Source organism: Pseudomonas sp. UBA3149 (assembly GCF_002364655.1).
In the GTDB taxonomy this organism is placed as follows: domain Bacteria; phylum Pseudomonadota; class Gammaproteobacteria; order Pseudomonadales; family Pseudomonadaceae; genus Chryseomonas; species Chryseomonas luteola.
Map to the genome: position 1 here is coordinate 395,893 of NZ_DEYV01000006.1, position 24,310 is coordinate 420,202.

General features: G+C 53.8%; 23 protein-coding genes. 19 read left to right on the forward strand and 4 right to left on the reverse strand.

Going from position 1 to position 24,310, the window contains the following annotated elements; all coding sequences use genetic code 11:
• Positions 1 to 162: 162 nt before the first annotated feature.
• The 4 genes from gyrB to dnaA are packed head-to-tail and all read right to left on the reverse strand — an operon-like array spanning position 163 to position 6,327.
• Complete coding sequence (gyrB, locus tag B3729_RS05555; RefSeq protein WP_010796347.1) at positions 163 to 2,583, reverse strand: DNA topoisomerase (ATP-hydrolyzing) subunit B; 2,421 nt, start codon at positions 2,581 to 2,583, stop codon at positions 163 to 165.
• Positions 2,580 to 3,689, reverse strand: coding sequence for a DNA replication/repair protein RecF (recF, locus tag B3729_RS05560; RefSeq protein WP_019366478.1), 1,110 nt, complete (start codon positions 3,687 to 3,689; stop codon positions 2,580 to 2,582). The genes gyrB and recF overlap by 4 nt, the downstream gene beginning before the upstream one ends.
• Positions 3,690 to 3,701: 12 nt before the next feature.
• Entirely contained in the window at positions 3,702 to 4,805 is a 1,104-nt protein-coding gene (gene dnaN / locus B3729_RS05565) for a DNA polymerase III subunit beta (protein WP_010796345.1), read from the reverse strand.
• Between the two features lie 28 nt (positions 4,806 to 4,833).
• Positions 4,834 to 6,327, reverse strand: coding sequence for a chromosomal replication initiator protein DnaA (gene dnaA, locus B3729_RS05570; protein ID WP_074820935.1), 1,494 nt, complete (start codon positions 6,325 to 6,327; stop codon positions 4,834 to 4,836).
• A gap of 547 nt (positions 6,328 to 6,874) precedes the next feature.
• Here dnaA and rpmH point away from each other — a divergent pair.
• From rpmH to glmU, 19 genes are all read left to right on the forward strand, one after another.
• Complete coding sequence (gene rpmH, locus B3729_RS05575; protein WP_010796343.1) at positions 6,875 to 7,009, forward strand: 50S ribosomal protein L34; 135 nt, start codon at positions 6,875 to 6,877, stop codon at positions 7,007 to 7,009.
• Positions 7,010 to 7,023: 14 nt separating this feature from the next.
• Positions 7,024 to 7,431, forward strand: a complete 408-nt coding sequence (rnpA, locus tag B3729_RS05580) for a ribonuclease P protein component (protein ID WP_010796342.1) — start codon at positions 7,024 to 7,026, stop codon at positions 7,429 to 7,431.
• Between the two features lie 49 nt (positions 7,432 to 7,480).
• Positions 7,481 to 7,660: a membrane protein insertion efficiency factor YidD gene (gene yidD / locus B3729_RS05585; RefSeq protein ID WP_376748362.1), complete on the forward strand. Its 180-nt coding sequence runs from the start codon at positions 7,481 to 7,483 to the stop codon at positions 7,658 to 7,660.
• A 14-nt stretch (positions 7,661 to 7,674) separates the two neighbouring features.
• The gene (gene yidC, locus B3729_RS05590; RefSeq protein ID WP_286787334.1) at positions 7,675 to 9,408 is read left to right on the forward strand and encodes a membrane protein insertase YidC; all 1,734 of its coding nucleotides are present in this window, start codon (positions 7,675 to 7,677) and stop codon (positions 9,406 to 9,408) included.
• Positions 9,409 to 9,469: 61 nt separating this feature from the next.
• Positions 9,470 to 10,837, forward strand: coding sequence for a tRNA uridine-5-carboxymethylaminomethyl(34) synthesis GTPase MnmE (gene mnmE / locus B3729_RS05595; RefSeq protein ID WP_286787335.1), 1,368 nt, complete (start codon positions 9,470 to 9,472; stop codon positions 10,835 to 10,837).
• A gap of 437 nt (positions 10,838 to 11,274) precedes the next feature.
• On the forward strand, positions 11,275 to 13,167 hold the full coding sequence (mnmG, locus tag B3729_RS05600) for a tRNA uridine-5-carboxymethylaminomethyl(34) synthesis enzyme MnmG (RefSeq protein WP_286787336.1): 1,893 nt from the start codon (positions 11,275 to 11,277) through the stop codon (positions 13,165 to 13,167).
• Positions 13,167 to 13,817 (forward strand): 16S rRNA (guanine(527)-N(7))-methyltransferase RsmG, encoded by a 651-nt coding sequence (gene rsmG / locus B3729_RS05605; RefSeq protein WP_409438596.1) that lies wholly within the window; start codon positions 13,167 to 13,169, stop codon positions 13,815 to 13,817. Before mnmG ends, rsmG begins: the two co-directional genes overlap by 1 nt.
• An 8-nt stretch (positions 13,818 to 13,825) precedes the next feature.
• Positions 13,826 to 14,611, forward strand: a complete 786-nt coding sequence (locus B3729_RS05610) for a ParA family protein (protein WP_010796337.1) — start codon at positions 13,826 to 13,828, stop codon at positions 14,609 to 14,611.
• A 9-nt stretch (positions 14,612 to 14,620) separates the two neighbouring features.
• Positions 14,621 to 15,493 (forward strand): ParB/RepB/Spo0J family partition protein, encoded by an 873-nt coding sequence (locus tag B3729_RS05615; protein ID WP_286787337.1) that lies wholly within the window; start codon positions 14,621 to 14,623, stop codon positions 15,491 to 15,493.
• Positions 15,494 to 15,637: 144 nt separating this feature from the next.
• Positions 15,638 to 16,042, forward strand: a complete 405-nt coding sequence (locus B3729_RS05620; RefSeq protein WP_010796335.1) for a F0F1 ATP synthase subunit I — start codon at positions 15,638 to 15,640, stop codon at positions 16,040 to 16,042.
• A 16-nt stretch (positions 16,043 to 16,058) separates the two neighbouring features.
• Entirely contained in the window at positions 16,059 to 16,922 is an 864-nt protein-coding gene (gene atpB / locus B3729_RS05625) for a F0F1 ATP synthase subunit A (protein ID WP_010796334.1), read from the forward strand.
• Positions 16,923 to 17,037: 115 nt separating this feature from the next.
• A complete protein-coding gene (gene atpE, locus B3729_RS05630) occupies positions 17,038 to 17,295 on the forward strand; it encodes a F0F1 ATP synthase subunit C (RefSeq protein WP_010796333.1) in 258 nt (85 codons plus the stop codon).
• A 56-nt stretch (positions 17,296 to 17,351) separates the two neighbouring features.
• Complete coding sequence (locus tag B3729_RS05635; RefSeq protein WP_010796332.1) at positions 17,352 to 17,822, forward strand: F0F1 ATP synthase subunit B; 471 nt, start codon at positions 17,352 to 17,354, stop codon at positions 17,820 to 17,822.
• 11 nt (positions 17,823 to 17,833) lie between these two features.
• Positions 17,834 to 18,370 carry a F0F1 ATP synthase subunit delta gene (locus tag B3729_RS05640; RefSeq protein ID WP_010796331.1) on the forward strand — a complete coding sequence of 179 codons (537 nt, stop codon included), beginning with the start codon at positions 17,834 to 17,836 and terminating at the stop codon, positions 18,368 to 18,370.
• 18 nt (positions 18,371 to 18,388) lie between these two features.
• A complete protein-coding gene (atpA, locus tag B3729_RS05645; RefSeq protein WP_010796330.1) occupies positions 18,389 to 19,933 on the forward strand; it encodes a F0F1 ATP synthase subunit alpha in 1,545 nt (514 codons plus the stop codon).
• Positions 19,934 to 19,984: 51 nt separating this feature from the next.
• Positions 19,985 to 20,845: a F0F1 ATP synthase subunit gamma gene (gene atpG, locus B3729_RS05650; protein WP_010796329.1), complete on the forward strand. Its 861-nt coding sequence runs from the start codon at positions 19,985 to 19,987 to the stop codon at positions 20,843 to 20,845.
• 32 nt (positions 20,846 to 20,877) lie between these two features.
• Positions 20,878 to 22,254, forward strand: a complete 1,377-nt coding sequence (gene atpD / locus B3729_RS05655; RefSeq protein WP_010796328.1) for a F0F1 ATP synthase subunit beta — start codon at positions 20,878 to 20,880, stop codon at positions 22,252 to 22,254.
• Positions 22,255 to 22,293: 39 nt separating this feature from the next.
• Positions 22,294 to 22,719, forward strand: a complete 426-nt coding sequence (locus B3729_RS05660) for a F0F1 ATP synthase subunit epsilon (protein WP_010796327.1) — start codon at positions 22,294 to 22,296, stop codon at positions 22,717 to 22,719.
• A 141-nt stretch (positions 22,720 to 22,860) separates the two neighbouring features.
• The gene (gene glmU, locus B3729_RS05665; protein ID WP_286787338.1) at positions 22,861 to 24,222 is read left to right on the forward strand and encodes a bifunctional UDP-N-acetylglucosamine diphosphorylase/glucosamine-1-phosphate N-acetyltransferase GlmU; all 1,362 of its coding nucleotides are present in this window, start codon (positions 22,861 to 22,863) and stop codon (positions 24,220 to 24,222) included.
• Positions 24,223 to 24,310 lie beyond the last annotated feature (88 nt).

A 24,310-nucleotide genomic window follows, 5' to 3' on the forward strand; every position in this document is an offset into this window, starting at 1 on the left:
TGTTAACTCGACTGTGTATAACTTTGAGATATACACAAGCTGTGTTACCAGCAGATTTCCAACACAGCTGTGGAAAATCAACGCATGGTATTGGTGCTGTTAAAGTTAACCACAATAAAAAAGGCCAACGTTTCCGTTGGCCTTTTGTTTGTTACGTAGCGGTCAGACGTCCAGGTTCGATACTGCCAGGGCATTGCTTTCAATAAAGTCGCGACGCGGCTCTACCTGATCGCCCATCAGGGTATTAAAGATCTGGTCAGCAGCAATAGCGTCTTCAATCGTGACACGCAACATGCGACGTACATTCGGATCCATTGTGGTTTCCCACAACTGATCCGGATTCATCTCGCCCAAGCCCTTATAGCGCTGGATGCTGTAGCGTTTCGCTGTCTCGCCCATTAGCCACTCAAGAGCTTCACGGAAAGTAGAGACTGCCTTGCGGCGCTCGCCACGCTTCACATAAGCGCTGTCTTCAAGCAGGTTGTTGATCTGAGCGCCCAGCGTCGTGATCTGACGATAGTCATTGCTACCGAAGAAATCCCGGTTGAAGGTGACATAACTTGAGAGCCCGTGCGCTTTGGTCTCAACCTCTGGCAGCCAAAGATGACGTTCGCGGTCTTCACGCAAGTTGACTTCGTAGGCAAGACCGGAGCGCTCATTGGTCTTCAGACGCGTACGCAGCATGTCGATCCATACGTTCATCGCCGCTTGGTCAGCCAGTTGCTCCAATTCAACACGAGGCAGGTAAAGCATGTGCTCGCTGATATCCGACGGATACAGGCGGGACAGCCGCTTGAGTGACTTCATCACCGTACGATAGCTGTTCACCATTTTCTCCAGCTCAACGCCGGAAAGTCCTGGAGCATGCTCATTCACGTGCAGGCTGGCATCTTCAAGGGCGGTCTGCGTGAGGTATTCCTCCATCGCCTCGTCGTCCTTGATGTATTGCTCCTGCTTGCCACGCTTGACCTTATACAGCGGAGGCTGAGCGATATAGATATAACCACGCTCGATCAACAGGGGCATCTGACGGAAGAAGAACGTCAAGAGCAGCGTACGGATGTGCGAGCCGTCAACATCAGCATCGGTCATGATGATGATATTGTGATAACGCAGCTTATCGATGTTGAATTCTTCACGGCCAATGCCGCAGCCCAGCGCTGTAATCAGCGTACCGACTTCAGCAGAAGACAGCATCTTGTCAAAGCGCGCCTTCTCCACGTTCAGGATCTTGCCCTTTAGTGGAAGAATGGCTTGCGTACGGCGGTTACGGCCTTGCTTCGCCGAACCGCCTGCGGAGTCACCCTCCACGATGTACAGTTCTGACAGGGCAGGGTCCTTTTCCTGACAGTCTGCCAGCTTACCGGGCAGACCTGCGATATCCAGAGCGCCCTTACGGCGGGTCATTTCGCGTGCCTTGCGCGCCGCTTCACGAGCGCGTGCCGCATCGATCATCTTGCCGACAACCGCTTTGGCTTCACCGGGATTTTCGAGCAGGAAATCAGCGAATTGCTTACCCATTTCCTGTTCTACTGCAGTCTTCACTTCAGAAGAAACCAATTTATCCTTCGTCTGGGAAGAGAACTTGGGATCCGGAACCTTAACGGAAATAATTGCCGTCAAGCCTTCACGCGCATCGTCACCTGTAGTCGCAACCTTGAACTTCTTGGCCAGTCCTTCCGCCTCGATATAGGTGTTCAGGTTACGGGTCAGCGCTGAACGGAAACCGGCAAGGTGAGTACCGCCATCACGCTGAGGAATGTTGTTGGTAAAGCAGAGAATGTTTTCGTTGAAACTGTCATTCCACTGCAACGCCACTTCCACGCCGATACCGTCTTCGCGGTCACCTACGTTGAAGTGGAACACCTGATTGACAGGCGTTTTGTTAGTGTTGAGATAATCAACGAATGCGCGCAGTCCGCCTTCGTACTTGAACATCTCCTCCTTGCCCGAGCGCTCGTCTCGCAGCAGAATGCCCACGCCCGAGTTCAGAAAGGACAGTTCGCGCAATCGCTTGGCCAGAATATCCCAGCTGAAATGGATGTTACTGAAGGTCTCGGCTGACGGCTTGAAATGGATTTGAGTGCCGGTCCCGTCCGTTTCACCAATCGCCTTAAGAGGCTCCTGCGGAACGCCGTGGACATAGACCTGTTCCCAAACCTGACCGAGTCGACGGATCGTCAGGCGCAGCTCTTCAGACAAAGCGTTTACAACGGACACACCTACACCGTGCAAGCCGCCGGATACTTTGTAAGTGTTATCGTCGAACTTACCGCCTGCGTGCAGTACCGTCATGATGACTTCGGCTGCCGAAACGCCTTCTTCCTTGTGGATATCGACCGGAATTCCACGTCCATTGTCGCGGACGGTTATGGACTCATCCGTGTGGATCGTAATGGTAATTTCATCACAATGCCCCGCCAGGGCTTCGTCGATAGAGTTATCGACAACTTCGAATACCATGTGATGCAAGCCGGTACCGTCATCGGTATCGCCGATGTACATTCCCGGACGCTTGCGAACTGCATCCAGTCCCTTCAGTACCTTAATACTGGAGGAATCGTAAGTCTGGTTCTCGCTCATGCTTTACTCCCAACGCTTGGGGTCTGCGTAATGGATCCCTGTTCAACATGGAACAGGGCCACTGGCGTGTCGTCTTGCCAGTTGGATTCCAATGATTCTTTCTCGACACACGTGATGAAGATCTGGCAGTTAAGGCCTTCCAGCAAACGGCATAATGCCTTGCGGTGCTGTTCATCCAATTCGGAAGGCAAATCATCTACCAGATAGACACACTGGCCGCGCTTGACTCGATTGATTAATCTTCCCTGTGCAATTCTCAATGCACAGACCACCAGTTTTTGCTGGCCACGCGACAGGATATCTGCCGCGTTGTGGCTACCTAGCCTAATTCGTAGATCGGCTCTCTGCGGACCGGCCTGCGTATGTCCAAGCTGCATGTCTCGGGTCAAGGACGCCGTCAACACATCCTGCAGCTCGCGGTCTTTGTCCCAGCCGCGGTAATAACTGAACGTCAGGTTTTCAATATCGACCAGCTCTTCCAGAGCAGCCTGAAACTCAGGTTTGAGCTCTGTAATATAGGCTCGCCGAAACGCATCGATTTCGTTGCTGGCTTGCGTCAGTTCTCTGTCCCACGCCTGTTGCGAGGCAGGATCCATTTTACCATGTCGCAGCCATGAGTTCCGCTGTCTTAGCGCTTTCTGAAGTCTTTGCCACACTTGTAGAAAACGCGGTTCCACGTGGAACACACCCCAGTCTATAAACTGCCGCCTGATCTTTGGGCTTCCTTCAAGCAATCGAAAACTGTCAGGATTGATCAGCTGAATCGGCAGAGTTTCAGCAAGTTGGGCTGTACTTCGAGCATTCTGCCCATCGATACGAATAGTGAAATCACCATTACGCTCACGCTGGACGCCTAGACTACTGACGCCATCACTAGGCAAGCTGACCTGGCCAAAGACCGTACAGGCGGCTTGCTCGTTCTGGATAACGGGTGACAGTCGGGTGCTACGAAACGAGCGAGCAAGTCCTAGCAGATGGATACTCTCCAATACACTGGTCTTGCCGCTACCGTTGTCGCCGTAGAGGATATTGATCCGCGGGGAAGGCGTCAGCGTCACCGTGTGCAGGTTACGCACAGCGGTGACGGTCAAGCGGATAAGGGACATCGCGCCTCGAGATTACAGACGCATCGGCATGATGACGTAAGAGGACTCGTCATTGCCGGCTTCCTGAACCAACGCACTGCTATTGGAATCGGAAAGGGTGATGCGTACCTGGTCCGTCGTCATGACGCCCAGTACGTCGAGCAAATAGCTTACGTTGAATCCGATTTCCAGATCGGCACCAGCATAATCCACCTGCAACTCTTCTTCAGCTTCTTCCTGTTCAGGGTTGTTAGCCTGGATCTTCAGCTGATCGGTTACCAGCTGGAGGCGAATACCACGGTACTTTTCATTAGAAAGGATAGCCGTACGGCTGAACGCCTCCCTTAACAGCTGACGCTCACCAGTCAGAACCTTGTCACCGTTGCGTGGCAGTACACGCTCGTAGTCAGGGAATTTCCCATCGACTAGCTTTGAAGTAAAGGTAAAGTCAGCGGTCGTCGCTCGAATGTGGTGCTGGCCCAACGTAACATTGACCGGCTCCTCAGGCTCGAGCAGCAACCGTGACAACTCCAGGATACCTTTACGCGGCACAATTACCTGATGACGACCTTCGTACTGGATTCCCGCTTCCTGTACGCACATGGCAAGACGGTGCCCATCGGTCGCAACTGCGCGCAAATGGCCTTCGCTGACCTCAAGCAGCATACCGTTCAGATAGTAACGGACATCCTGCTGAGCCATGGCAAATCCAGTGCGGTCGATAAGACGGCGCAACTTGCTTTGCGGCAGGCTGAAGCTCATTGATCCGGGACCTTCCTCAACGGTAGGGAAGTCATTGGCCGGCAATGTGGATAATGTAAAGCGACTGCGGCCAGCTTTGACGAGCAGCTTCTGCTCATCGGTCCGGATATCGATCAGGGCATCGCTTGGCAAACTCTTGCAAATATCCATGAGTTTGCGAGCCGGTACGGTAATCTCGCCAGGCTCAGCTTTGTCTTCGAGCGTTACACGGCCGATCAGCTCAACCTCAAGGTCAGTACCTGTCAAGGACAGTTCCTGGCCCTGGACCACCAGCAGCACGTTGGACAGCACCGGTAATGTCTGCCGACGCTCCACGACACCAGCCACGAGCTGCAATGGTTTCAACAAGGCTTCGCGTTGAATAGTGAAATGCATGGTCTTGTCCCTTGCCAAGTGCTTCTGATCAGGTCGTCAGTGTGCGCAATAGATTTTTGTAGTCCTCGCGAATATCAGCGTCGGACTCTCTGAGTTCGGCAATCTTACGACAAGCGTGCAGCACTGTCGTGTGATCGCGCCCGCCAAAGGCATCACCTATTTCTGGCAGGCTGTGATTGGTCAATTCCTTCGACAGGGCCATCGCCACTTGGCGAGGACGAGCAACGGAACGAGAACGTCGCTTCGACAACAGATCGGCGATCTTGATCTTGTAATATTCAGCAGCCGTTCGCTGGATATTTTCAATGCTGACCAGTTTGTCCTGAAGCGCCAGCAGATCCTTGAGCGACTCGCGAATCAGCTCGATCGTAATTTCTCGCCCCATGAAATGAGCATGGGCGATGACACGCTTGAGTGCACCCTCAAGCTCTCGAACGTTCGAGCGAATCCGCTGGGCGATAAAGAAGGCAGCGTCATGGGGAAGGTCTACCTTCGCCTGGTCTGCCTTCTTCATGAGAATGGCCACTCGCGTTTCCAGCTCAGGCGGTTCGACAGCCACTGTCAGCCCCCAGCCGAAACGGGACTTGAGGCGTTCTTCAAGCCCATCGATTTCCTTGGGGTAACGATCACTTGTCAGAATAACCTGCTGTCCGCCTTCAAGCAGGGCGTTGAACGTATGGAAGAATTCTTCCTGTGAACGCTCCTTGCGTGCGAAGAACTGGATATCGTCGATCAGCAGGGCATCAACGGAGCGATAAAAACGCTTGAATTCATTGATGGCGTTCAACTGCAGGGCTTTCACCATGTCAGCCACGAAACGCTCCGAATGCAGATACACAATCTTGGCATTGGGATTACGCTTGAGCAGATGGTTTCCCACTGCATGCATGAGGTGCGTCTTGCCCAAGCCAACCCCTCCATAAAGGAAGAGAGGGTTGTATCCATGCTTGGGGTTGTCCGCAACCTGCCAGGCTGCAGCACGAGCCAGCTGGTTGGACTTACCCTCGACAAAATTCTCGAAAGTAAAAGTACGATTGAGGTAGCTCGTATGCTTGAGCGCCCCTTCTACCTGAACGTTGCGCTCGGTCTTGTTGGCGACCAGAGGCGCTGGCTGCGGATCGGCATCATCAGCGATCGGCATCTCGATCTGCTGCACTGATGTTTCAGGCTCGGCAACCGAATCTCGACCCGTAGACTCAGGTAATGAAGGTGTAGTGGATGCGACAGGAGCAGGCGGCGCCGTCATGGAAGGCGCTCGCGTAGGTTTGCTGCTCTTGCGACTTCCAATCAGCAGAGTCAGCTCGGGTACCAACCCATCATCGGATTGCTCCTCAAGCAGCTCAAGCAACCGGCTAACGTACTTTTCATTTACCCAATCCAGTACGAACCGATTCGGCGCATAAACGCGTAGCTCGGCTCCTTCTGCTTCTATTTGCAGAGGGCGAATCCAAGTATTGAATTGCTGAGAAGGCAGCTCATCGCGCAGTACATCGACACAGCGCTGCCAAAGTTCAACTGACACAGTCACTCCAGAAAGAAAGTCACCCTGTTATTGCCTCTGTATATAAAGAAGCAACGTGTTCAGGCAAAGGTGAATGCAGCACGACATTGTAACGTCGCCCCTGTCACTTATCCACATCAACCATTCAATCAGTTAAATAGAGCGCGAAAAATCAAAAAATCTTTGCTGTGGATAAGCGCAGTTCGAAAGCGGTTTGTTCGTAGGGTAACTGCTTGTTGATAACTCAGCTGTGGCTAAGTGCCTTAGATATCCACAGTCAGTATCCAGGCGCAGCACAGCAGTTCGACGGCTTTACCGCATAGTTATACAATGACAGACGTGAGCAGGAATGGAGCCTTCACGCTCTTATCCACAGGAAAGGCCTTCTATATACATTAACACTGCATCTATCTTCTTTTTAATTCGTTCTTTTGTTGTTTTTTGCTGAATTTTTATTGACAACCGGTGCTGTATGGAAATTGACCTATTCACTGGCTTTCTCTAGAATCGCCGGTCTATTTAAACGGGGTGATTTCGCCTCGCTTCGTTCACACCTAGGTAAATGACCATGAAACGCACTTTCCAACCCAGTACTCTGAAGCGCGCCCGTACTCACGGTTTCCGTGCTCGTATGGCTACCAAGAATGGCCGTCAGGTTCTGTCCCGTCGCCGTGCCAAAGGCCGTAAGCGTCTGGCAGTCTGATAGTCCCGGTACAGGTGGTGAGTCGAGACTTCAGCCGCGAAAAACGGCTTCTGACTTCAAGACAGTTTCAAAATGTCTTCGACTCTCCCACTATCAAGGTTCCTGGTAATAGTGTTCTTCTGCTTGTACGTCAGAATGGCTTGTCGCATGCCCGCCTCGGGCTGGTGATAGGTAAGAAGAGCGTCAAGCTGTCAGTCGAGCGTAACCGGCTCAAGCGTGTCCTTCGAGATTCCTTTCGTCACCATCAGCATATGCTTGAAGGTCTGGATATCGTTGTGATTGCACGTAAAGGCTTCGGTGATATTGAGAATCCCGACTTGCATCAGCACTTGGGCAAACTCTGGAATCGTCTGGCACGTAAACAGCTACAAAAGACCGATCCTTCCGAACATTCGAAACAGGCAAACGGTTCTTATGCGTAAGCCGGCTCTGCTGCTTATCCGCTTCTACCGTTATGTCATCACACCGATGATGGCATCTCATTGCCGTTTCTATCCCAGTTGTTCAAACCATACGTCCCAAGTGATTGCGCTGTGCAATTTCTTGCACGATGGCTGGATGGCAATGCGCCAATGGCGTCTTTGCCATTTCAGGCTCGCTGATGGATATGATCCGGTACCAGCAGACCCATCCCAAGCACCGACCTCTTAGATGGCCGAGTAATCATGGATATAAAGCGCACGTTTCTCATCGCCGCTCTAGCGATTGTGTCTTACACAGCGGTGTTGCAATGGAATAAGGATTACGGCCAGCCCGAAACGCCTTCTTCAGCACAATCCTCCGCTGCGGCGCTGCCGACTGACACGCCAACAGGCAATACTGCTGCGGCCGATGTTCCAACCGTTGCAGGCGAAAGCTCGACGAACGGAACGGCTCCGCAGACTGTAAGTGGCAATGGTCAACCCATTCATGTCCGTACGGATGTCATGGATGTCACGATTGATCCCCGTGGTGGTGACATCGTCAAATTGGGACTTGTCCAGTATCCACGTCGCCAGGATCATCCGGATGTACCCTTCACCCTGTTTGATAATGGCAACGAACGTTTGTATCTGGCGCAAAGTGGTTTAACTGGATCCAACGGTCCGGACGCACGTCAGACAGGCCGCCCTGTTTATCAGAGTGCACAGCAGAACTACGTATTGGCAGACGGTCAGGATCAACTGACTGTCGATCTGAACTTTGCTGAAAACGGCGTCAACTATGTCAAGCGCTTTACCTTCCATCGCGGCCTGAAGCTTGATTGCTCGGATACCGAAAAGGCACAGAAGAAAATTTCCTGCATCAACCCCAATGCCTATCAGGTGCAGGTCAGCTATGTCATCGACAACCAGAGCAGCCAGAACTGGAATGGTATTTTCTATGCACAGCTGAAGCGTGACTCCAGTGGTGATCCATCTTCCACAACAGCCACAGGGGTTTCGACTTACCTGGGCGCTGCTGTCGGAACGCCGGAGGAGCAATATCGCAAGGTGTCGATGAAAGATATCGACAAGCAGGCTCTGCAGGAAACGGCCAAGGGCGGTTGGGTCGCCTGGTTGCAGCACTACTTCGTGACGGCTTGGGTGCCCAACAAGGATGAGCAGCACCAGATCCAGGGTCGCAAGGACAGCCAGGGCAATTATCTGGTGGGCTTTACCGGTCCGCAGCTTAGCGTAGCACCGGGTACCCAGGTAGAAACATCGGCAACCCTTTATGCCGGTCCGAAGCTGCAGGAATATCTGAAAGAGTTGTCCCCAGGTCTTGAATTGACCGTCGACTATGGTTTCTTGTGGTTCATTGCCCAGCCGATCTTCTGGCTGCTGCAACATATCCACAGCATCCTTGGAAACTGGGGATGGTCGATCATCGTGTTGACTATCATCATCAAGGCTATTTTCTTCCCGCTTTCTGCAGCCAGCTACCGTTCCATGGCTCGCATGCGTGCAGTTTCTCCGCGTCTTCAGGCGTTGAAGGAACAGTATGGTGATGATCGCCAGAAGATGTCCCAGGCGATGATGGAGCTGTACCGCAAGGAGAAGATCAATCCGCTGGGTGGCTGCCTGCCGATCCTCGTACAGATGCCGGTATTCCTGGCCTTGTACTGGGTTCTGCTGGAGAGTGTGGAAATGCGCCAGTCCCCCTGGATGTTCTGGATCACTGACCTTTCGTCCAAGGATCCTTTCTTCATCCTGCCGATCCTTATGGGCGGTACCATGCTGGTTCAGCAAATGTTGAACCCCACGCCTCCGGACCCCATGCAGGCCAAGATGATGAAGATGATGCCCATTATCTTTACCTTCTTCTTCCTGTGGTTCCCGTCTGGCTTGGTGCTGTACTGGATCGTGAACAACTGCCTGTCGATCGCGCAACAGTGGTATATCAATCGTCGGATCAATGGCACTGCCAAACCGGCCTGATAGCCTTACGCTTTACACAGCGCCCCTTTCGAGGGGCGTTGTGCATTCTGGAGAATGAAAAATGAATCCGATTCAAGACACCATTGCTGCCATCGCTACAGCCACAGGCCGAGGTGGGGTAGGTATTGTCAGAGTTTCCGGACCTGCGGTAAGAACCATCGCAGAAACAATCTGTGGTGGCTCGTTAACACCTCGCCATGCTCATTATGGTCCCTTCAGGGATAGCGCTGGTCTTACCCTTGATGAGGGAATCGCCTTGTTCTTCCCAGGACCCCACTCTTTTACAGGCGAGGACGTTCTCGAGCTCCAAGGCCATGGCGGTCCAGTCGTTCTGGATTTACTGCTCAAGGCTGTCATTGCGGTAGGTGCGCGTTCAGCCCGTCCGGGAGAGTTCAGCGAACGTGCCTTTCTCAACGATAAGCTGGACCTTGCCCAGGCAGAAGCTATCGCCGACCTCATCGAGGCGAGTTCCGAGCAAGCTGCCCGTAATGCGCTACGTTCATTGCAAGGGGCATTCTCCAAGCGAGTAGAAAGCCTGACGGAACAACTGATCCAGTTGCGGATTTACGTGGAGGCAGCCATCGACTTTCCCGAAGAGGAAATCGACTTCCTGGCGGATGGCCATGTGCTGGGCCTGCTCAACGGTGTGCGCCAGGAACTGGCGCAGGTAGAAAAAGAAGCCGGTCGTGGCGCACTGTTACGCGATGGCATGACGGTGGTGATTGCTGGACGACCCAACGCAGGAAAGTCGAGTCTTCTCAACGCGCTGGCAGGCCATGAAGCTGCCATCGTGACGGACATTGCAGGCACGACCCGCGATGTCTTACGCGAGCACATCCATATCGACGGTATGCCATTACATGTCATCGACACGGCGGGATTACGGGACACTACCGATCGGGTTGAGCAGATCGGCGTACAGCGCGCCCTGAGTGCTATTGAGAGCGCCGACCGGATACTGCTGGTGGTAGATTCCACGGCACCCGAGGCTCGGAATCCCGATGCACTTTGGCCAGAGTTTCTGTCACAGCGACCTGATCAAAACAAAGTAACAGTTATCCGAAACAAAGCTGATCTGTCGGGTGAACCTATCGTGCTTCAGGAAACCTCAGAAGGTATTCATACCTTAAGCCTTAGTGCAATGACGGGTGAGGGCATCGAGCATCTTCGAGAGCACCTCAAAACCTGCGTTGGATTTGAGCAGACTGCCGAAAGCAGTTTTAGCGCACGCCAACGTCATCTCGAAGCGTTACACATAGCCCGTCATTATCTGGAGCACGGGCACCAGCAACTCGTAGTGAATGGCTCTGGGGAGCTCTTGGCGGAAGACCTAAGAGTGGCGCAGCAGGCATTGGGCGAGATTACAGGAGCGTTCAGTTCCGATGATCTGCTGGGCAGGATCTTCTCCAGCTTTTGCATCGGCAAATAGCCGCGTTTCATCGATTCAGGAAGCCCCACGGGATTACCCGCTGGGGCTTTTTTTTGCCTGTTGATAACCCTAGCTGAGGTCTGGGCAGAAGTCAGGGCTTAAGCTGTTCTGAAAAGGGTCTGTTGGTAACCTCCCTAATTATCCACAGCTACTCACGAGCTTTCGATAAGGAGAGTGACAGGTTCTCCTCTGACTTATCATTGGCTGTAATGCCCTGTGGGTAAAGGCAAGCGCATGTTATCCACAGAAAATAGGCTCACCATCTATAATCGCATTAACAAGCTTTTATATATTTCTTCCTTATTGTTTCTATTACCTGATGCCACCAAGTCTGCAGTTGATCATTTTTTGTTCAAAAGGACTTCATAGAGAGCAGAGGAGCCCTTATACTTCTGCGCCTTCCCTAATCCCCTAACCAAACAGGCACGAGGTGCGTGGTGGATTTCCCTTCCCGTTTTGACGTCATAGTGGTCGGCGGCGGCCATGCCGGCACCGAAGCTGCACTTGCTGCTGCACGCATGGGTGTCAAAACTTTATTGCTGACCCACAATGTTGAAACATTGGGGCAGATGAGCTGCAACCCGGCTATTGGTGGTATCGGCAAGAGCCATCTAGTCAAGGAGATCGATGCCTTGGGCGGTGCTATGGCTTCGGCTACTGACAAAGCAGGCATCCAGTTCCGGATACTCAATAGCCGTAAAGGCCCTGCGGTGCGTGCAACGCGCGCTCAAGCCGATCGCGTCCTCTACAAGGCTGCAATCCGCTATATGCTGGAAAATCAGCCCAGCCTGTGGATATTTCAGCAGGCCTGTGACGACTTGATTGTTGAACAGGATCAGGTCAGAGGCGTCGTTACCCAGATGGGACTGCGTTTCCTTGGGGATAACGTTGTGTTGACCACAGGCACCTTTCTGAGTGGGCTTATCCACATAGGCCTGCAGAATTACTCAGGCGGCCGGGCAGGAGATCCACCTGCCAATGCCTTGTCCACACGGCTTCGTGAGCAGCCACTGCGTGTATCACGGTTGAAAACCGGTACACCTCCACGCATTGACGGTCGTACAGTGGATTTCTCTGTCATGACGGAGCAGCCTGGGGATAAACCTCTGCCCGTAATGTCATTCATGGGATCAGTGGATGAGCATCCTCAGCAGGTTAGCTGTTGGATAACTCATACCAACAGTCGGACCCATGACATCATCCGCAACAATCTTGATCGCTCGCCGATGTATTCAGGCGTTATCGAAGGGATCGGCCCACGCTACTGTCCATCGATCGAAGACAAGATCCACCGTTTCGCGGACAAGGACAGCCATCAGGTTTTCCTGGAGCCTGAAGGACTGACAACTCACGAGTTGTATCCCAACGGGATTTCCACATCCTTGCCCTTCGATGTTCAGCTGGAGTTGGTGCGGTCGATGCGGGGTATGGAAAATGCCCACATCCTGCGTCCCGGTTATGCCATCGAATATGACTTTTTCGACCCGCGTGATCTGAAATACAGCCTGGAAACCAAGGTCATTGGTGGACTCTTCTTTGCAGGTCAGATCAACGGAACGACAGGATACGAGGAAGCTGGCGCCCAGGGGCTACTGGCAGGTGCCAACGCAGCCTTGCGTGCACAGGGCAAGGACAGCTGGTGTCCACGTCGTGACGAAGCTTACCTGGGTGTATTGGTCGATGATTTGATCACGCTGGGTACGCAGGAACCGTATCGGATGTTTACCTCCCGTGCGGAATATCGACTGATTCTGCGTGAAGACAATGCGGATCTGCGACTGACCGAACAAGGTCGGCAGCTCGGTTTGGTAGACGATGCTCGTTGGGAGGCGTTCTGCCTGAAGCGTGAGCGCATTACCCTTGAAGAGCAGCGCTTGAAGAGTACATGGGTGCGTCCAGGGACTGTACAAGGTGATGCCATTGCTGAGCGCTTTGGTACACCGCTGACCCATGAGTACAATCTGCAAAGTCTTCTGAGCCGTCCGGAAATCGACTATGTCGGCTTGATGGAGGTAACCGGCGGTGTCATCGAAGACGCGCAGGTTGCCGAGCAGGTAGAGATCAAGACCAAATACGCAGGTTACATCGAGCGTCAGCAGGACGAAATCGAGCGGCTGCGCAGCAGTGAAAGCATTCGTCTACCGGCGGATCTGGATTACACCGCCATATCCGGTTTGTCGAAGGAAATTCAGCACAAGCTGAGCCAGGGCCGCCCGGAAACACTTGGGCAGGCTTCGCGGATTCCCGGTGTAACGCCTGCAGCCATTTCCCTGTTGATGATTCACCTGAAAAAGCGTTCGGCCGGACGCCAGTTGGAGCAGATGGCTTGATGTTGGAAGGAATGATTCGTTACAGCGAGGAGCTTCGCTCAGGAGCTAAGTCTCTAGGTGTCGAGCTGTCTGATGAACAGGTTGAAAAATTGCTGGCCTACATGGGCTTGCTGCAAAAGTGGAATAAAGCCTATAACCTGACGGCAGTCCGTGATCCAGATGAAATGGTTTCACGTCACCTGCTTGATAGTTTGAGCGTTGTCCCCCATATCAGGGCTGGTCGATGGCTCGATGTGGGCAGTGGTGGTGGTATGCCGGGAGTCCCGCTAGCCATCCTGTTCCCGGATAGCGCTTTTACCGTTCTGGACAGCAACGGTAAGAAAACACGCTTTCTCACACAGGCAAAAATTGAGCTCGGCTTGGATAACCTTCAGGTTATCCACAGTCGTGTAGAAGAATTTAAGCCTGACTATCGTTTCACCGGGATTGTGTCGCGAGCGTTCAGCTCGCTCGCTGATTTCACAAACTGGACACGACATCTGGGCGATTCATTGACACAATGGCTCGCCATGAAAGGATTGCATCCTGTGGATGAGCTTGCAGCGTTGCCAACGGATTTTAAGGTTGAAGCAGAACACGCCTTGCAGGTTCCAGGTTGCCAAGGGCAGCGGCATCTATTGATACTGCGCCGCATTGTTGAAGAGGGGTAAAGCGGCTCATGGCCAAGGTTTTTGCGATAGCCAACCAGAAAGGCGGGGTGGGGAAAACTACGACCTGCATCAATCTGGCTGCTTCGCTCGTTGCTACCCGACGTCGGGTACTGTTGATCGATCTCGATCCACAAGGCAACGCGACCATGGGAAGCGGTGTGGATAAGCACAATCTGGAACATTCGGTTCTGGATGTGCTGATCGGACAGTGTGATCTCATCGAAGCCATGCAGTTTTCCGAGCATGGTGGTTACCAGTTGCTACCGTCAAACCGTGATGTGACGGCTGCCGAAATTGAGCTTCTGGACATGAGCAAGCGCGAGAGCCGCTTGCGTGAAGCGCTGGCGCCCATTCGGGAAAATTACGATTACGTACTGATTGACTGCCCACCGTCATTATCGATGCTGACCATCAATGGGCTTGTCGCTTCAGATGGGGTCATCATTCCCATGCAGTGCGAATATTTCGCACTTGAAGGGCTGACTGACCTGATCGGTAGCATCCAGCGCATCGGACAGGCTCTGAATCCAGGCCTGAAGATCGAAGGTGTGCTGCGCACGATGTATGACCCGCGTATCAATCTGGCGAACGACGTAGCGGCCCAGCTCAAGGCGCATTTTGGCGATACGCTGTACGATACGGTTATTCCGCGTAACGTGCGTCTTGCCGAGGCACCCAGTCATGGTATGCCCGCGTTGACTTACGACAAGGCATCAACAGGGGCTGCAGCCTACCTGGCCTTGGCAAACGAACTGGCTCGTCGGCAGCGCAAGGCTGCAAAAGCAATCGCTTAAGGAATACACATGGCTGTCAAGAAAAGGGGACTGGGCCGCGGTCTGGATGCGCTGCTGAGCGGGGCTACGGCTAGCGTACTGCAGGAAGAAGCAGTCAAGGCCGACCAGCGTGAGTTGCAGCATCTGCCGTTGGACATTGTCCAGCGCGGCAAGTACCAACCACGGCGTGACATGGACCCGGTCGCGCTCGAAGAGCTTGCCAGGTCGATTCGCGCCCAAGGCTTGATGCAGCCGATCGTGGTACGCCCCATTGCTGACAATCGCTATGAGATCATTGCCGGGGAGCGTCGCTGGCGTGCCAGCCAGCAGGCAGGGCTTGAGCGTATCCCAGCACTAGTCAGAAATATTCCTGACGAAGCCGCCATTGCGATGGCGCTAATCGAGAATATCCAGCGTGAAAACCTAAGTCCGATAGAAGAGGCCATGGCCCTTCAGCGGCTGCAGCAGGAATTTCAGCTGACGCAGCAGCAGGTGGCCGATGCAGTGGGCAAATCACGCGTCAGTGTGGCTAACCTGCTTCGACTGATAGCGTTGCCAGAAGAGATCAAGACCATGCTGGCGCATGGCGATCTGGAAATGGGCCATGCCAGGGCATTGTTGGGCTTGCCAGCCTCAAAACAGGCCGAGGGGGCGCGTCATGTTGTCGCACGTGGATTGACCGTGCGTCAGACAGAAGCCTTAGTAAGGCAGTGGTTGAATAAGAAAGAAGCGGTTGAGCCTCCAGAGAAGGCTGATCCTGATATTATGCGCCTGGAGCAACGGCTGGCTGAGCGTCTGGGGGCTCCCGTACAGATCCGCCATGGGCAGAAGGGAAAGGGGCAGCTGGTGATTCGTTACAGCTCACTTGATGAGCTGCAGGGCGTTCTTGCTCACATTCGCTAATATTCTAATGGTAGCGAATAGTCGTAAAGACTACCGCATGGCTTGAATGGGCGCGTGCAGACTCCTATACTCTGCGCGCTTTACGTCGGCACAAAGTATGCCAAGGCTTAAATAATAAGCCGACGCCAGAGGACTTCGAGCGCGATGGTTGATCGCACGCCCAAACGCCTGCCTTTTCACCGTCAGCCAGCATTTAACCTGCTGCTCGTCCAACTGGCCGTCACGATATGTGCAGCGTTATTTTTGTTTTGCTTCGTTGGTAGGGTCGCTGCTTATTCTGGTTTGATGGGTGGTTTAATCGCCTGGTTGCCTAATACATATTTCTCTTATAAAGCGTTCCGTTATTCGGGCGCCCGAGCTGCTCGCGACATAGTTCGATCATTCTATGCGGGAGAGGCAGGAAAACTAATTTTGACGGCACTGCTTTTTACAGTGGCGTTTGCGGGGATAAAGCCACTCATGCCACTGGCGTTGTTTGGTGTCTATCTATTGACGCTTTTTGTCAATGGATGCGCTCCCCTACTTGTCAAACGATCTTCTAGACCTTAAAGCGTTCGAGGCAAACATGGCAGCAGAATCCGCTTCGGGTTACATCCAGCACCACTTGCAGAATCTGACCTATGGTCTGCATCCGGCAAATGGTTGGAGTTTCGCCCACACCCCTCAAGAAGCGAAAGAAATGGGCTTTTGGGCCTTCCACCTGGATACTCTGGGTTGGTCGGTCGTTCTAGGCCTGATTTTTATTTGCATTTTCCGTGCCGTAGCGGTCAAGGCCACCAGTGGCCAGCCCGGTAAATTGCAAAATTTCGTCGAAGTCATTATCGAGTTCGTCGACAGCAGTGTCCGTGACACCTTCCATGGCCGTAATCCGCTGATCGCGCCTCTGGCACTGACGATTTTCGTCTGGATCTTCCTGATGAACCTCATGGACTTGGTGCCGGTTGACTGGTTGCCGTCCCTGGCTGGCCTGATAGGTGGTGAGCACACATATTTCCGTGTGGTTCCGACTACCGACCCGAATGCCACTATTGGTATGGCCTTGTCCGTATTTGCCCTGTTGATCTTCTATAGCATCAAGGTAAAAGGAATTGGTGGTTTCCTGGGCGAGCTGACTCTGCATCCGTTCCATAGCAAGAACATGCTGGTTCAGATCATCCTGATTCCGATCAACTTCCTGCTCGAGTTCGTAACGCTGGTGGCGCGTCCCGTTTCCTTGGCCTTGCGACTCTTCGGCAACATGTATGCCGGTGAGCTGATCTTTATCCTGATCGCCATGATGTTCGCCAACGGTCTGGCGCTGGGTGGTCTAGGTATTGTCCTGCAGTGGGCGTGGGCGGTCTTCCACATCCTGATCATTACCTTGCAGGCCTTCATCTTCATGATGCTGACCATCGTCTATATGTCGATGGCGCATGAAGAAAGTCATTAAGAGCTAGAGCACTTGATGATCCTCTCCGAAAGGGGAGGATGCCCGCGAGGGCAATGGGGAATAACAATTTTTTGCTTCAACCTTAACCAAGACGACTTAAAAGTCGGGAGGAAAAATGGAAACTGTAGTTGGACTGACCGCTATCGCCGTAGCACTGCTGATTGGTCTAGGCGCACTGGGTACTGCCATTGGCTTCGGCCTGTTGGGCGGCAAGTTCCTGGAAGGCGCTGCCCGTCAGCCGGAACTTGTTCCGATGCTGCAGGTGAAAATGTTCATCGTAGCGGGTCTGCTCGACGCCGTAACCATGATCGGTGTTGGTATCGCCCTGTTCTTCACCTTCGCTAACCCCTTCGTTGGTCAGATCGCTGGTTAATCATCCGAATCGATGATTCGTATGATTGACAGACAACGAACGAGCGAGGTGTTGGCGTGAACATTAATGCAACCCTGATTGGCCAGTCCGTTGCCTTCTTTATCTTCGTGCTGTTCTGCATGAAGTTCGTGTGGCCTCCGGTCATCGCGGCTTTGCGTGAGCGTGAAAAGAAGATTGCTGACGGCCTGGACGCTGCCAACCGCGCGGCTCGTGACCTGGAATTGGCTCAGGAACAAGCCACCCAGAAACTGAGCGAAGCGAAAGGTCAGGCAGCTGAAATCATCGAGCAAGCTAACAAGCGTGCTACTCAGATCATCGAAGAAGCGCAGGTCAAGGCCCGTGCTGAAGGCGATCGTCTGAAAGAGCAGGCTCAGGCTGAAATCGACCGGGAAATCAATAGCGCCAAGGAAGCTCTGCGTGCACAGGTTGGCCTTCTGGCTGTCGCTGGTGCAGAGAAGATCCTGGGCAAAACGATTGATCCCCAAGCCCACGCACAGTTGGTCGACCGACTGGCTGCGGAAATCTAAGCGAGGCCATCATGGCAGAACTGAACACGCTGGCCCGGCCATATGCCAAGGCAGCTTTCGAGTTCGCACAGTCTCAGCAGAATCTGGCCAAATGGTCCGAGGAGCTGAGACTGCTCGCCGCGGTAACTCTGGATGGGACCGTGCGCCAGCTGCTTCAGCAACCGCAGTTGACCGCGGACGCCAAGGCCAAGCTGCTCATTGACGTGTGCGGCGATCAGCTGGATGTGCAGGCCCAGAACTTTGTTCGGACCGTGGCAGAAAACAACCGGATCGACCTGATGCCGACCATTGCTGAACTCTACGAAGAGTTCAAGGCCGAGCAGGAAAGATCCATCGAGGCGGAAGTCACCAGTGCTTTCGCTTTGAGCGACGAACAGCAAGACAAACTCGCCAAGGCTCTCAGCGCAAGGCTCGGTCGCGATGTGCGACTTCATGCATCCGAGGATGCAAGCCTGATCGGTGGTGTGGTAATTCGCGCCGGCGACTTGGTAATCGATGGCTCCGTTCGCGGCAAGCTCGCGCAACTGGCCGAAGCGTTGAAACCTTGAGTTTGAAGGGGCAGTAGCATGCAGCAACTCAATCCTTCCGAAATTAGTGAAATCATCAAGAGCCGCATCGAGAAACTCGATGTCTCTTCGCAACCGCGCAACGAAGGTACTATCGTCAGTGTTTCTGACGGTATCGTGCGCATCTTTGGTCTGGCCGACGTTATGTACGGGGAAATGATTGAGTTCCCGGGCGGCGTCTACGGCATGGCACTGAACCTGGAGCAGGACTCCGTAGGTGCCGTGGTTCTGGGTAATTACCTGGGCCTGGCTGAAGGCATGAGTGCCAAGTGCACCGGCCGTATCCTTGAAGTACCGGTTGGTCCGGAGCTTCTGGGTCGCGTTGTTGATGCCCTGGGTAATCCGATCGATGGCAAAGGCCCGATCAACGCCAAAGAAACCGACGCGGTTGAAAAAGTCGCTCCGGGCGTAATCTGGCGTAAGTCGGTAGACCAGCCTGTACAGACTGGTTACAAGGCTGTTGACGCCATGATCCCCGTTGGCCGTGGCCAGCGTGAGCTGATCATCGGTGACCGTCAGGTAGGTAAAACTGCCATGGCGGTGGATGCGATCATCAACCAGCGCAACAGTGGCATTCGTTGCGTCTATGTTGCTATCGGTCAGAAGCAGTCGACCATTGCCAACGTCGTACGCAAGCTGGAAGAGCACGGCGCACTGCAGAACACCATCGTGGTAGCTGCCAGTGCCTCTGAGTCCGCAGCCCTGCAGTTCCTGGCTCCCTATGCCGGCTGCACCATGGGTGAATACTTCCGTGACCGCGGTGAAGATGCACTGATCGTTTATGACGATCTGTCCAAGCAGGCTGTGGCTTACCGCCAGATTTCCCTGCTGCTGCGTCGTCCGCCGGGCCGTGAAGCGTACCCAGGCGACGTGTTCTATCTACACAGCCGTTTGCTGGAGCGTGCTTCTCGCGTATCCGAGGAGTATGTAGAACAGTTCACCAAGGGCGCCGTTACCGGTAAGACAGGTTCCTTGACTGCTCTGCCGCTGATCGAGACTCAGGCAGGTGACGTTTCCGCGTTCGTTCCGACCAACGTAATTTCGATTACCGACGGCCAGATCTTCCTGGAAACCAGTCTGTTCAACTCGGGTATTCGTCCTGCGGTTAACGCGGGTATCTCCGTATCTCGTGTGGGTGGTGCCGCTCAGACCAAGATTATCAAGAAGCTGTCCGGTGGTATCCGTACCGCACTGGCTCAGTACCGTGAACTGGCAGCATTTGCCCAGTTTGCTTCTGACCTGGACGAAGCAACACGTAAGCAGCTTGAGCATGGTCAGCGTGTTACCGAGCTGATGAAGCAGAAGCAGTATGCACCGATGTCCATCGCCGAGATGGCTCTGTCGCTGTACGCCGCCGAGCGTGGCTTCCTGTCGGATATCCCGCTGGACAAGATTGGCAGCTTCGAGCAGGCCCTGATTTCGTACTTCAACCGTGATCACGCCGCACTGATGGCCAAGATCAACGAGAAGGGCGACTTCAACGACGAAATCGATTCTGGCATCAAGGCCGGTCTCGAGAAGTTCAAGGCCACTCAAACCTGGTAAGCCCAGGCGGGAGCGTCAAGCGCTCCCGCTTGCTAACCCGATAGGTGTTACATGGCAGGCGCAAAAGAGATTCGCGGCAAAATCGCGAGCATCAAAAGCACACAGAAGATCACCAGCGCCATGGAAAAGGTAGCTGTCAGCAAGATGCGCAAAGCTCAGACGCGCATGGCTGCCAGCAAGCCTTACGCTGAGCGTATTCGTGCTGTGATCGGCCACTTGGCCAATGCGAACCCGGAATATCGCCATCCGTTTATGGTGGAGCGTCCGGTAAAGCGCGTGGGCTATATCGTGGTCAGCTCCGACCGTGGTCTGGCGGGCGGCTTGAACATCAACCTGTTCAAGACGCTGATTCGCGACATGGCAGAGCAACGCGATCGCAATGCTGAAGTCGATCTCGGTGTGATTGGCAGCAAGGGTGCGTCCTTCTTCCGCAGCTACGGCGGTAATGTAGTCGCAGCCATCAGCCATTTGGGTGAAGAGCCTTCGATCAACGACCTGATCGGTAGTATCAAGGTCATGCTCGACGCTTACCTGAATGGCCGTATTGATCGCCTGTACGTAGTGTCCAACAAGTTCGTCAACACCATGGTCCAGAAGCCGACAATCGAGCAGCTGGTTCCGTTGGTGGCTGAGCAGAACACCAGCCTGCAAAAGCATTGGGACTACCTCTACGAACCAGATGCCAAGACGTTGCTGGACGGCCTCTTGGTGCGTTACGTGGAATCCCAGGTGTATCAGGCAGTTGTAGAAAACAGCGCTTGTGAACAAGCGGCGCGGATGATCGCGATGAAGAACGCTACGGATAACGCGGGCGAGATCATCAGCGAACTGCAGCTGATCTACAACAAGGCACGCCAGGCAGCGATTACGCAGGAAATTTCGGAAATCGTCGGCGGCGCCGCTGCGGTTTGACGGACTGGTTCTAATTCTTCGAGGAACGCGAAATGAGTAGCGGACGTATCGTACAAATCATCGGCGCCGTAATCGACGTGGAATTCCCACGCGATTCCGTACCGAAAGTTTATGACGCTCTGAAAGTGCAGGGCGTGGAAACTACGCTGGAAGTTCAGCAGCAGCTGGGCGACGGCATTGTTCGTTCCATCGCGATGGGCTCTACCGAGGGTCTGAAGCGTGGTCTGGACGTTAACAACACTGGTGAAGCGATCAAGGTACCGGTAGGCGTGAAGACGCTGGGCCGTATCATGGACGTTCTGGGTAACCCGATCGACGAGGCGGGCCCCATCGGTGAAGAAGAGCGTTGGGAAATCCACCGCAAGGCACCGTCCTACGCTGATCAGTCCGGTAGCAACGAGCTGCTGGAGACAGGCATCAAGGTTATTGACCTGGTTTGCCCGTTCGCGAAGGGTGGTAAGGTTGGTCTGTTCGGTGGTGCCGGTGTAGGCAAGACCGTTAACATGATGGAACTGATCCGTAACATCGCCATCGAGCACAGCGGTTATTCCGTGTTCGCAGGCGTGGGTGAGCGTACTCGTGAGGGTAACGACTTCTACCACGAGATGAAGGATTCCAACGTTCTGGACAAGGTAGCCCTGGTTTACGGTCAGATGAACGAGCCGCCGGGCAACCGTCTGCGCGTGGCCCTGACTGGCCTGACCATGGCCGAAAAGTTCCGTGACGAAGGACGTGACGTGCTGTTGTTCATCGACAACATCTATCGTTACACCCTGGCCGGTACGGAAGTATCCGCTCTGCTGGGCCGTATGCCTTCCGCAGTAGGTTATCAGCCGACGCTGGCTGAGGAGATGGGCGTTCTTCAGGAGCGTATTACCTCCACCAGAACCGGTTCGATTACATCCATCCAGGCTGTATACGTACCTGCGGATGACTTGACTGACCCGTCCCCTGCGACCACGTTCGCTCACCTGGACGCAACCGTCGTACTGTCACGTGACATCGCTTCCCTGGGTATCTACCCAGCTGTGGATCCGCTGGACTCTACTTCTCGCCAGCTTGATCCGCTGGTGATCGGTCAGGAGCACTATGACGTTGCTCGCGGCGTTCAGTATGTTCTGCAGCGCTACAAGGAGCTGAAGGACATCATTGCGATTCTGGGTATGGACGAACTGTCCGAAGCGGACAAGCAGTTGGTATCCCGTGCTCGTAAGATCCAGCGCTTCCTGTCCCAGCCGTTCTTCGTTGCAGAAGTATTTACCGGTGCGCCAGGTAAATACGTTTCGCTCAAGGACACCATTGCTGGTTTCGGCGGCATTCTGAAAGGTGACTACGACCATTTGCCTGAGCAGGCATTCTACATGGTTGGCAGCATCGACGAAGCTATCGAAAAAGCGAAGAAACTGTAATCCGTGCGCCCGGAAACGGGCGCCTTACGAGGCATGCATATGGCCAAGACAGTCCAATGCGATATCGTCAGCGCGGAAGGAGCCATCTTCTCCGGAGCGGTGGAGATGGTGATCGCCCACGGTAACCTGGGGGATCTGGGTATTTCTCCCGGCCATGCTCCGCTGTTGACTGATCTCATGCCTGGCCCGATTCGCCTGATCAAGCAGGGCGGCGAGGAAGAGGTGTTTTATATCTCTGGTGGTTTCCTCGAAGTCCAGCCGAATGTCGTCGAAGTGTTGGCAGATATTGCCAGCCGGGCGAGCGATCTTGATGAAGCGGCTGCTCAGGAAGCCATGAAGCTGGCTGAGAAGACGCTGAGCGAGAAAGGCTCGAACTTCGATTACAGCGCTGCCTCTGCACAGTTGGCTGAAGCCGCAGCTCAGCTGCGTACCATTCAGCAGCTACGCAACAAGGCCAAGCGCTGAAGCAATACGCTTCGGGTATATGAAAGGGGTAGCTTCGGCTACCCCTTTTCATTTCTGGCCGTGATCACTTGCTGAGCCCGTTTCTCTTCTGAGACTCTTTATCCGTGTCTAACGGCTTAACGGCCCTATCGAGGCGTAAACATGTCCCTTGAAATTGTCATTCTTGCTGCGGGGCAAGGCACCCGTATGCGCTCCGCTCTGCCCAAGGTTCTTCATCCGATTGCCGGGAAGGCCATGCTGGGACACGTGATCGATCGCGCCCGCGAACTGACTCCGCAAAAGATCCATGTGGTGATCGGCCATGGTGCCGAAACCGTCAAACAGCGTCTGGCAGCAGATGACCTCAACTTCGTCGTCCAGCAGGAGCAGTTGGGTACAGGCCATGCTGTCGCCCAGGCGCTTCCCCATCTGTCGGCGGAGCGGGTACTGATCCTATATGGCGATGTTCCGCTGATTGAGACGTCTACGCTTGAGCGTCTGCTAGAGCAGGTTAGCGCTCAGCAGCTGGCATTGTTGACTGTAGAACTGGCAGATCCCACGGGTTATGGACGTATCCTTCGGGATAACCGCGGTGAGGTGTATGCAATTGTTGAGCATAAGGATGCCGATGCAACGCAAAAGGCAATCCGCGAAGGTAATACCGGTATTCTGGCCGTTCCGGGCGAGCGATTGGGAGAGTGGCTCGGTAGACTTTCCAACAGCAATGCACAAGGGGAGTATTACCTGACGGATGTCATCGCAATGGCCGTATCCGATGGCTTGCGCGTTGCAACGGCTCAGCCAGACGATGCCATGGAGGTTCAGGGAGCCAATGACAGAAAGCAGTTGGCTGATCTTGAGCGACACTATCAATGGCGCGCTGCGCAAGCGCTCATGACGCAAGGTGTAACACTACTGGATCCGACACGCTTTGATCTGCGTGGGCAGGTCCAGACTGGCCGTGATGTCACTATTGATATCAATGTTATTCTGAGTGGCACGGTGGTTATCGAAGACAACGTCGAAATTGGGCCCAACTGTGTTATCCACAACAGCACGTTGAAACGCGGGGCAGTTATCAAGGCCAACAGTCATCTGGATGGCGCAGTAGTGGGTGAGGGTGCCGATGTAGGTCCCTTTGCTCGGCTACGTCCCGGTTCTGTTCTGGAAGCCAGGGTTCATGTGGGCAATTTCGTCGAGTTGAAAAACGCTCATCTTAATGAAGGCAGCAAGGCGGGGCATCTGTCTTATCTGGGTGATGCTGTCCTAGGAAAGAACTGTAACGTAGGCGCCGGCACCATTACCTGCAACTATGATGGTGCCAACAAGTATAGAACCGAGATTGGCGATGACGTCTTCATTGGCTCCAACAGTTCGTTGGTAGCACCAGTCACGTTAGGCGATGGAGCAACCACGGCTGCAGGTTCTACCATTACGGAAAACGTGCCTGCACAGACGCTGGCACTGGGTAGGGCAAGACAGGTTAACAAGCCTGATTGGCAACGTCCTATCAAGAAGAAGTAACCCAAAAGGCTGTGAAATACTCACAGCCTTTTTCATTCTGGGTTGACTTTTTTTCCGTTAAGGGTTTTGATTCGAAGTATATAAATTT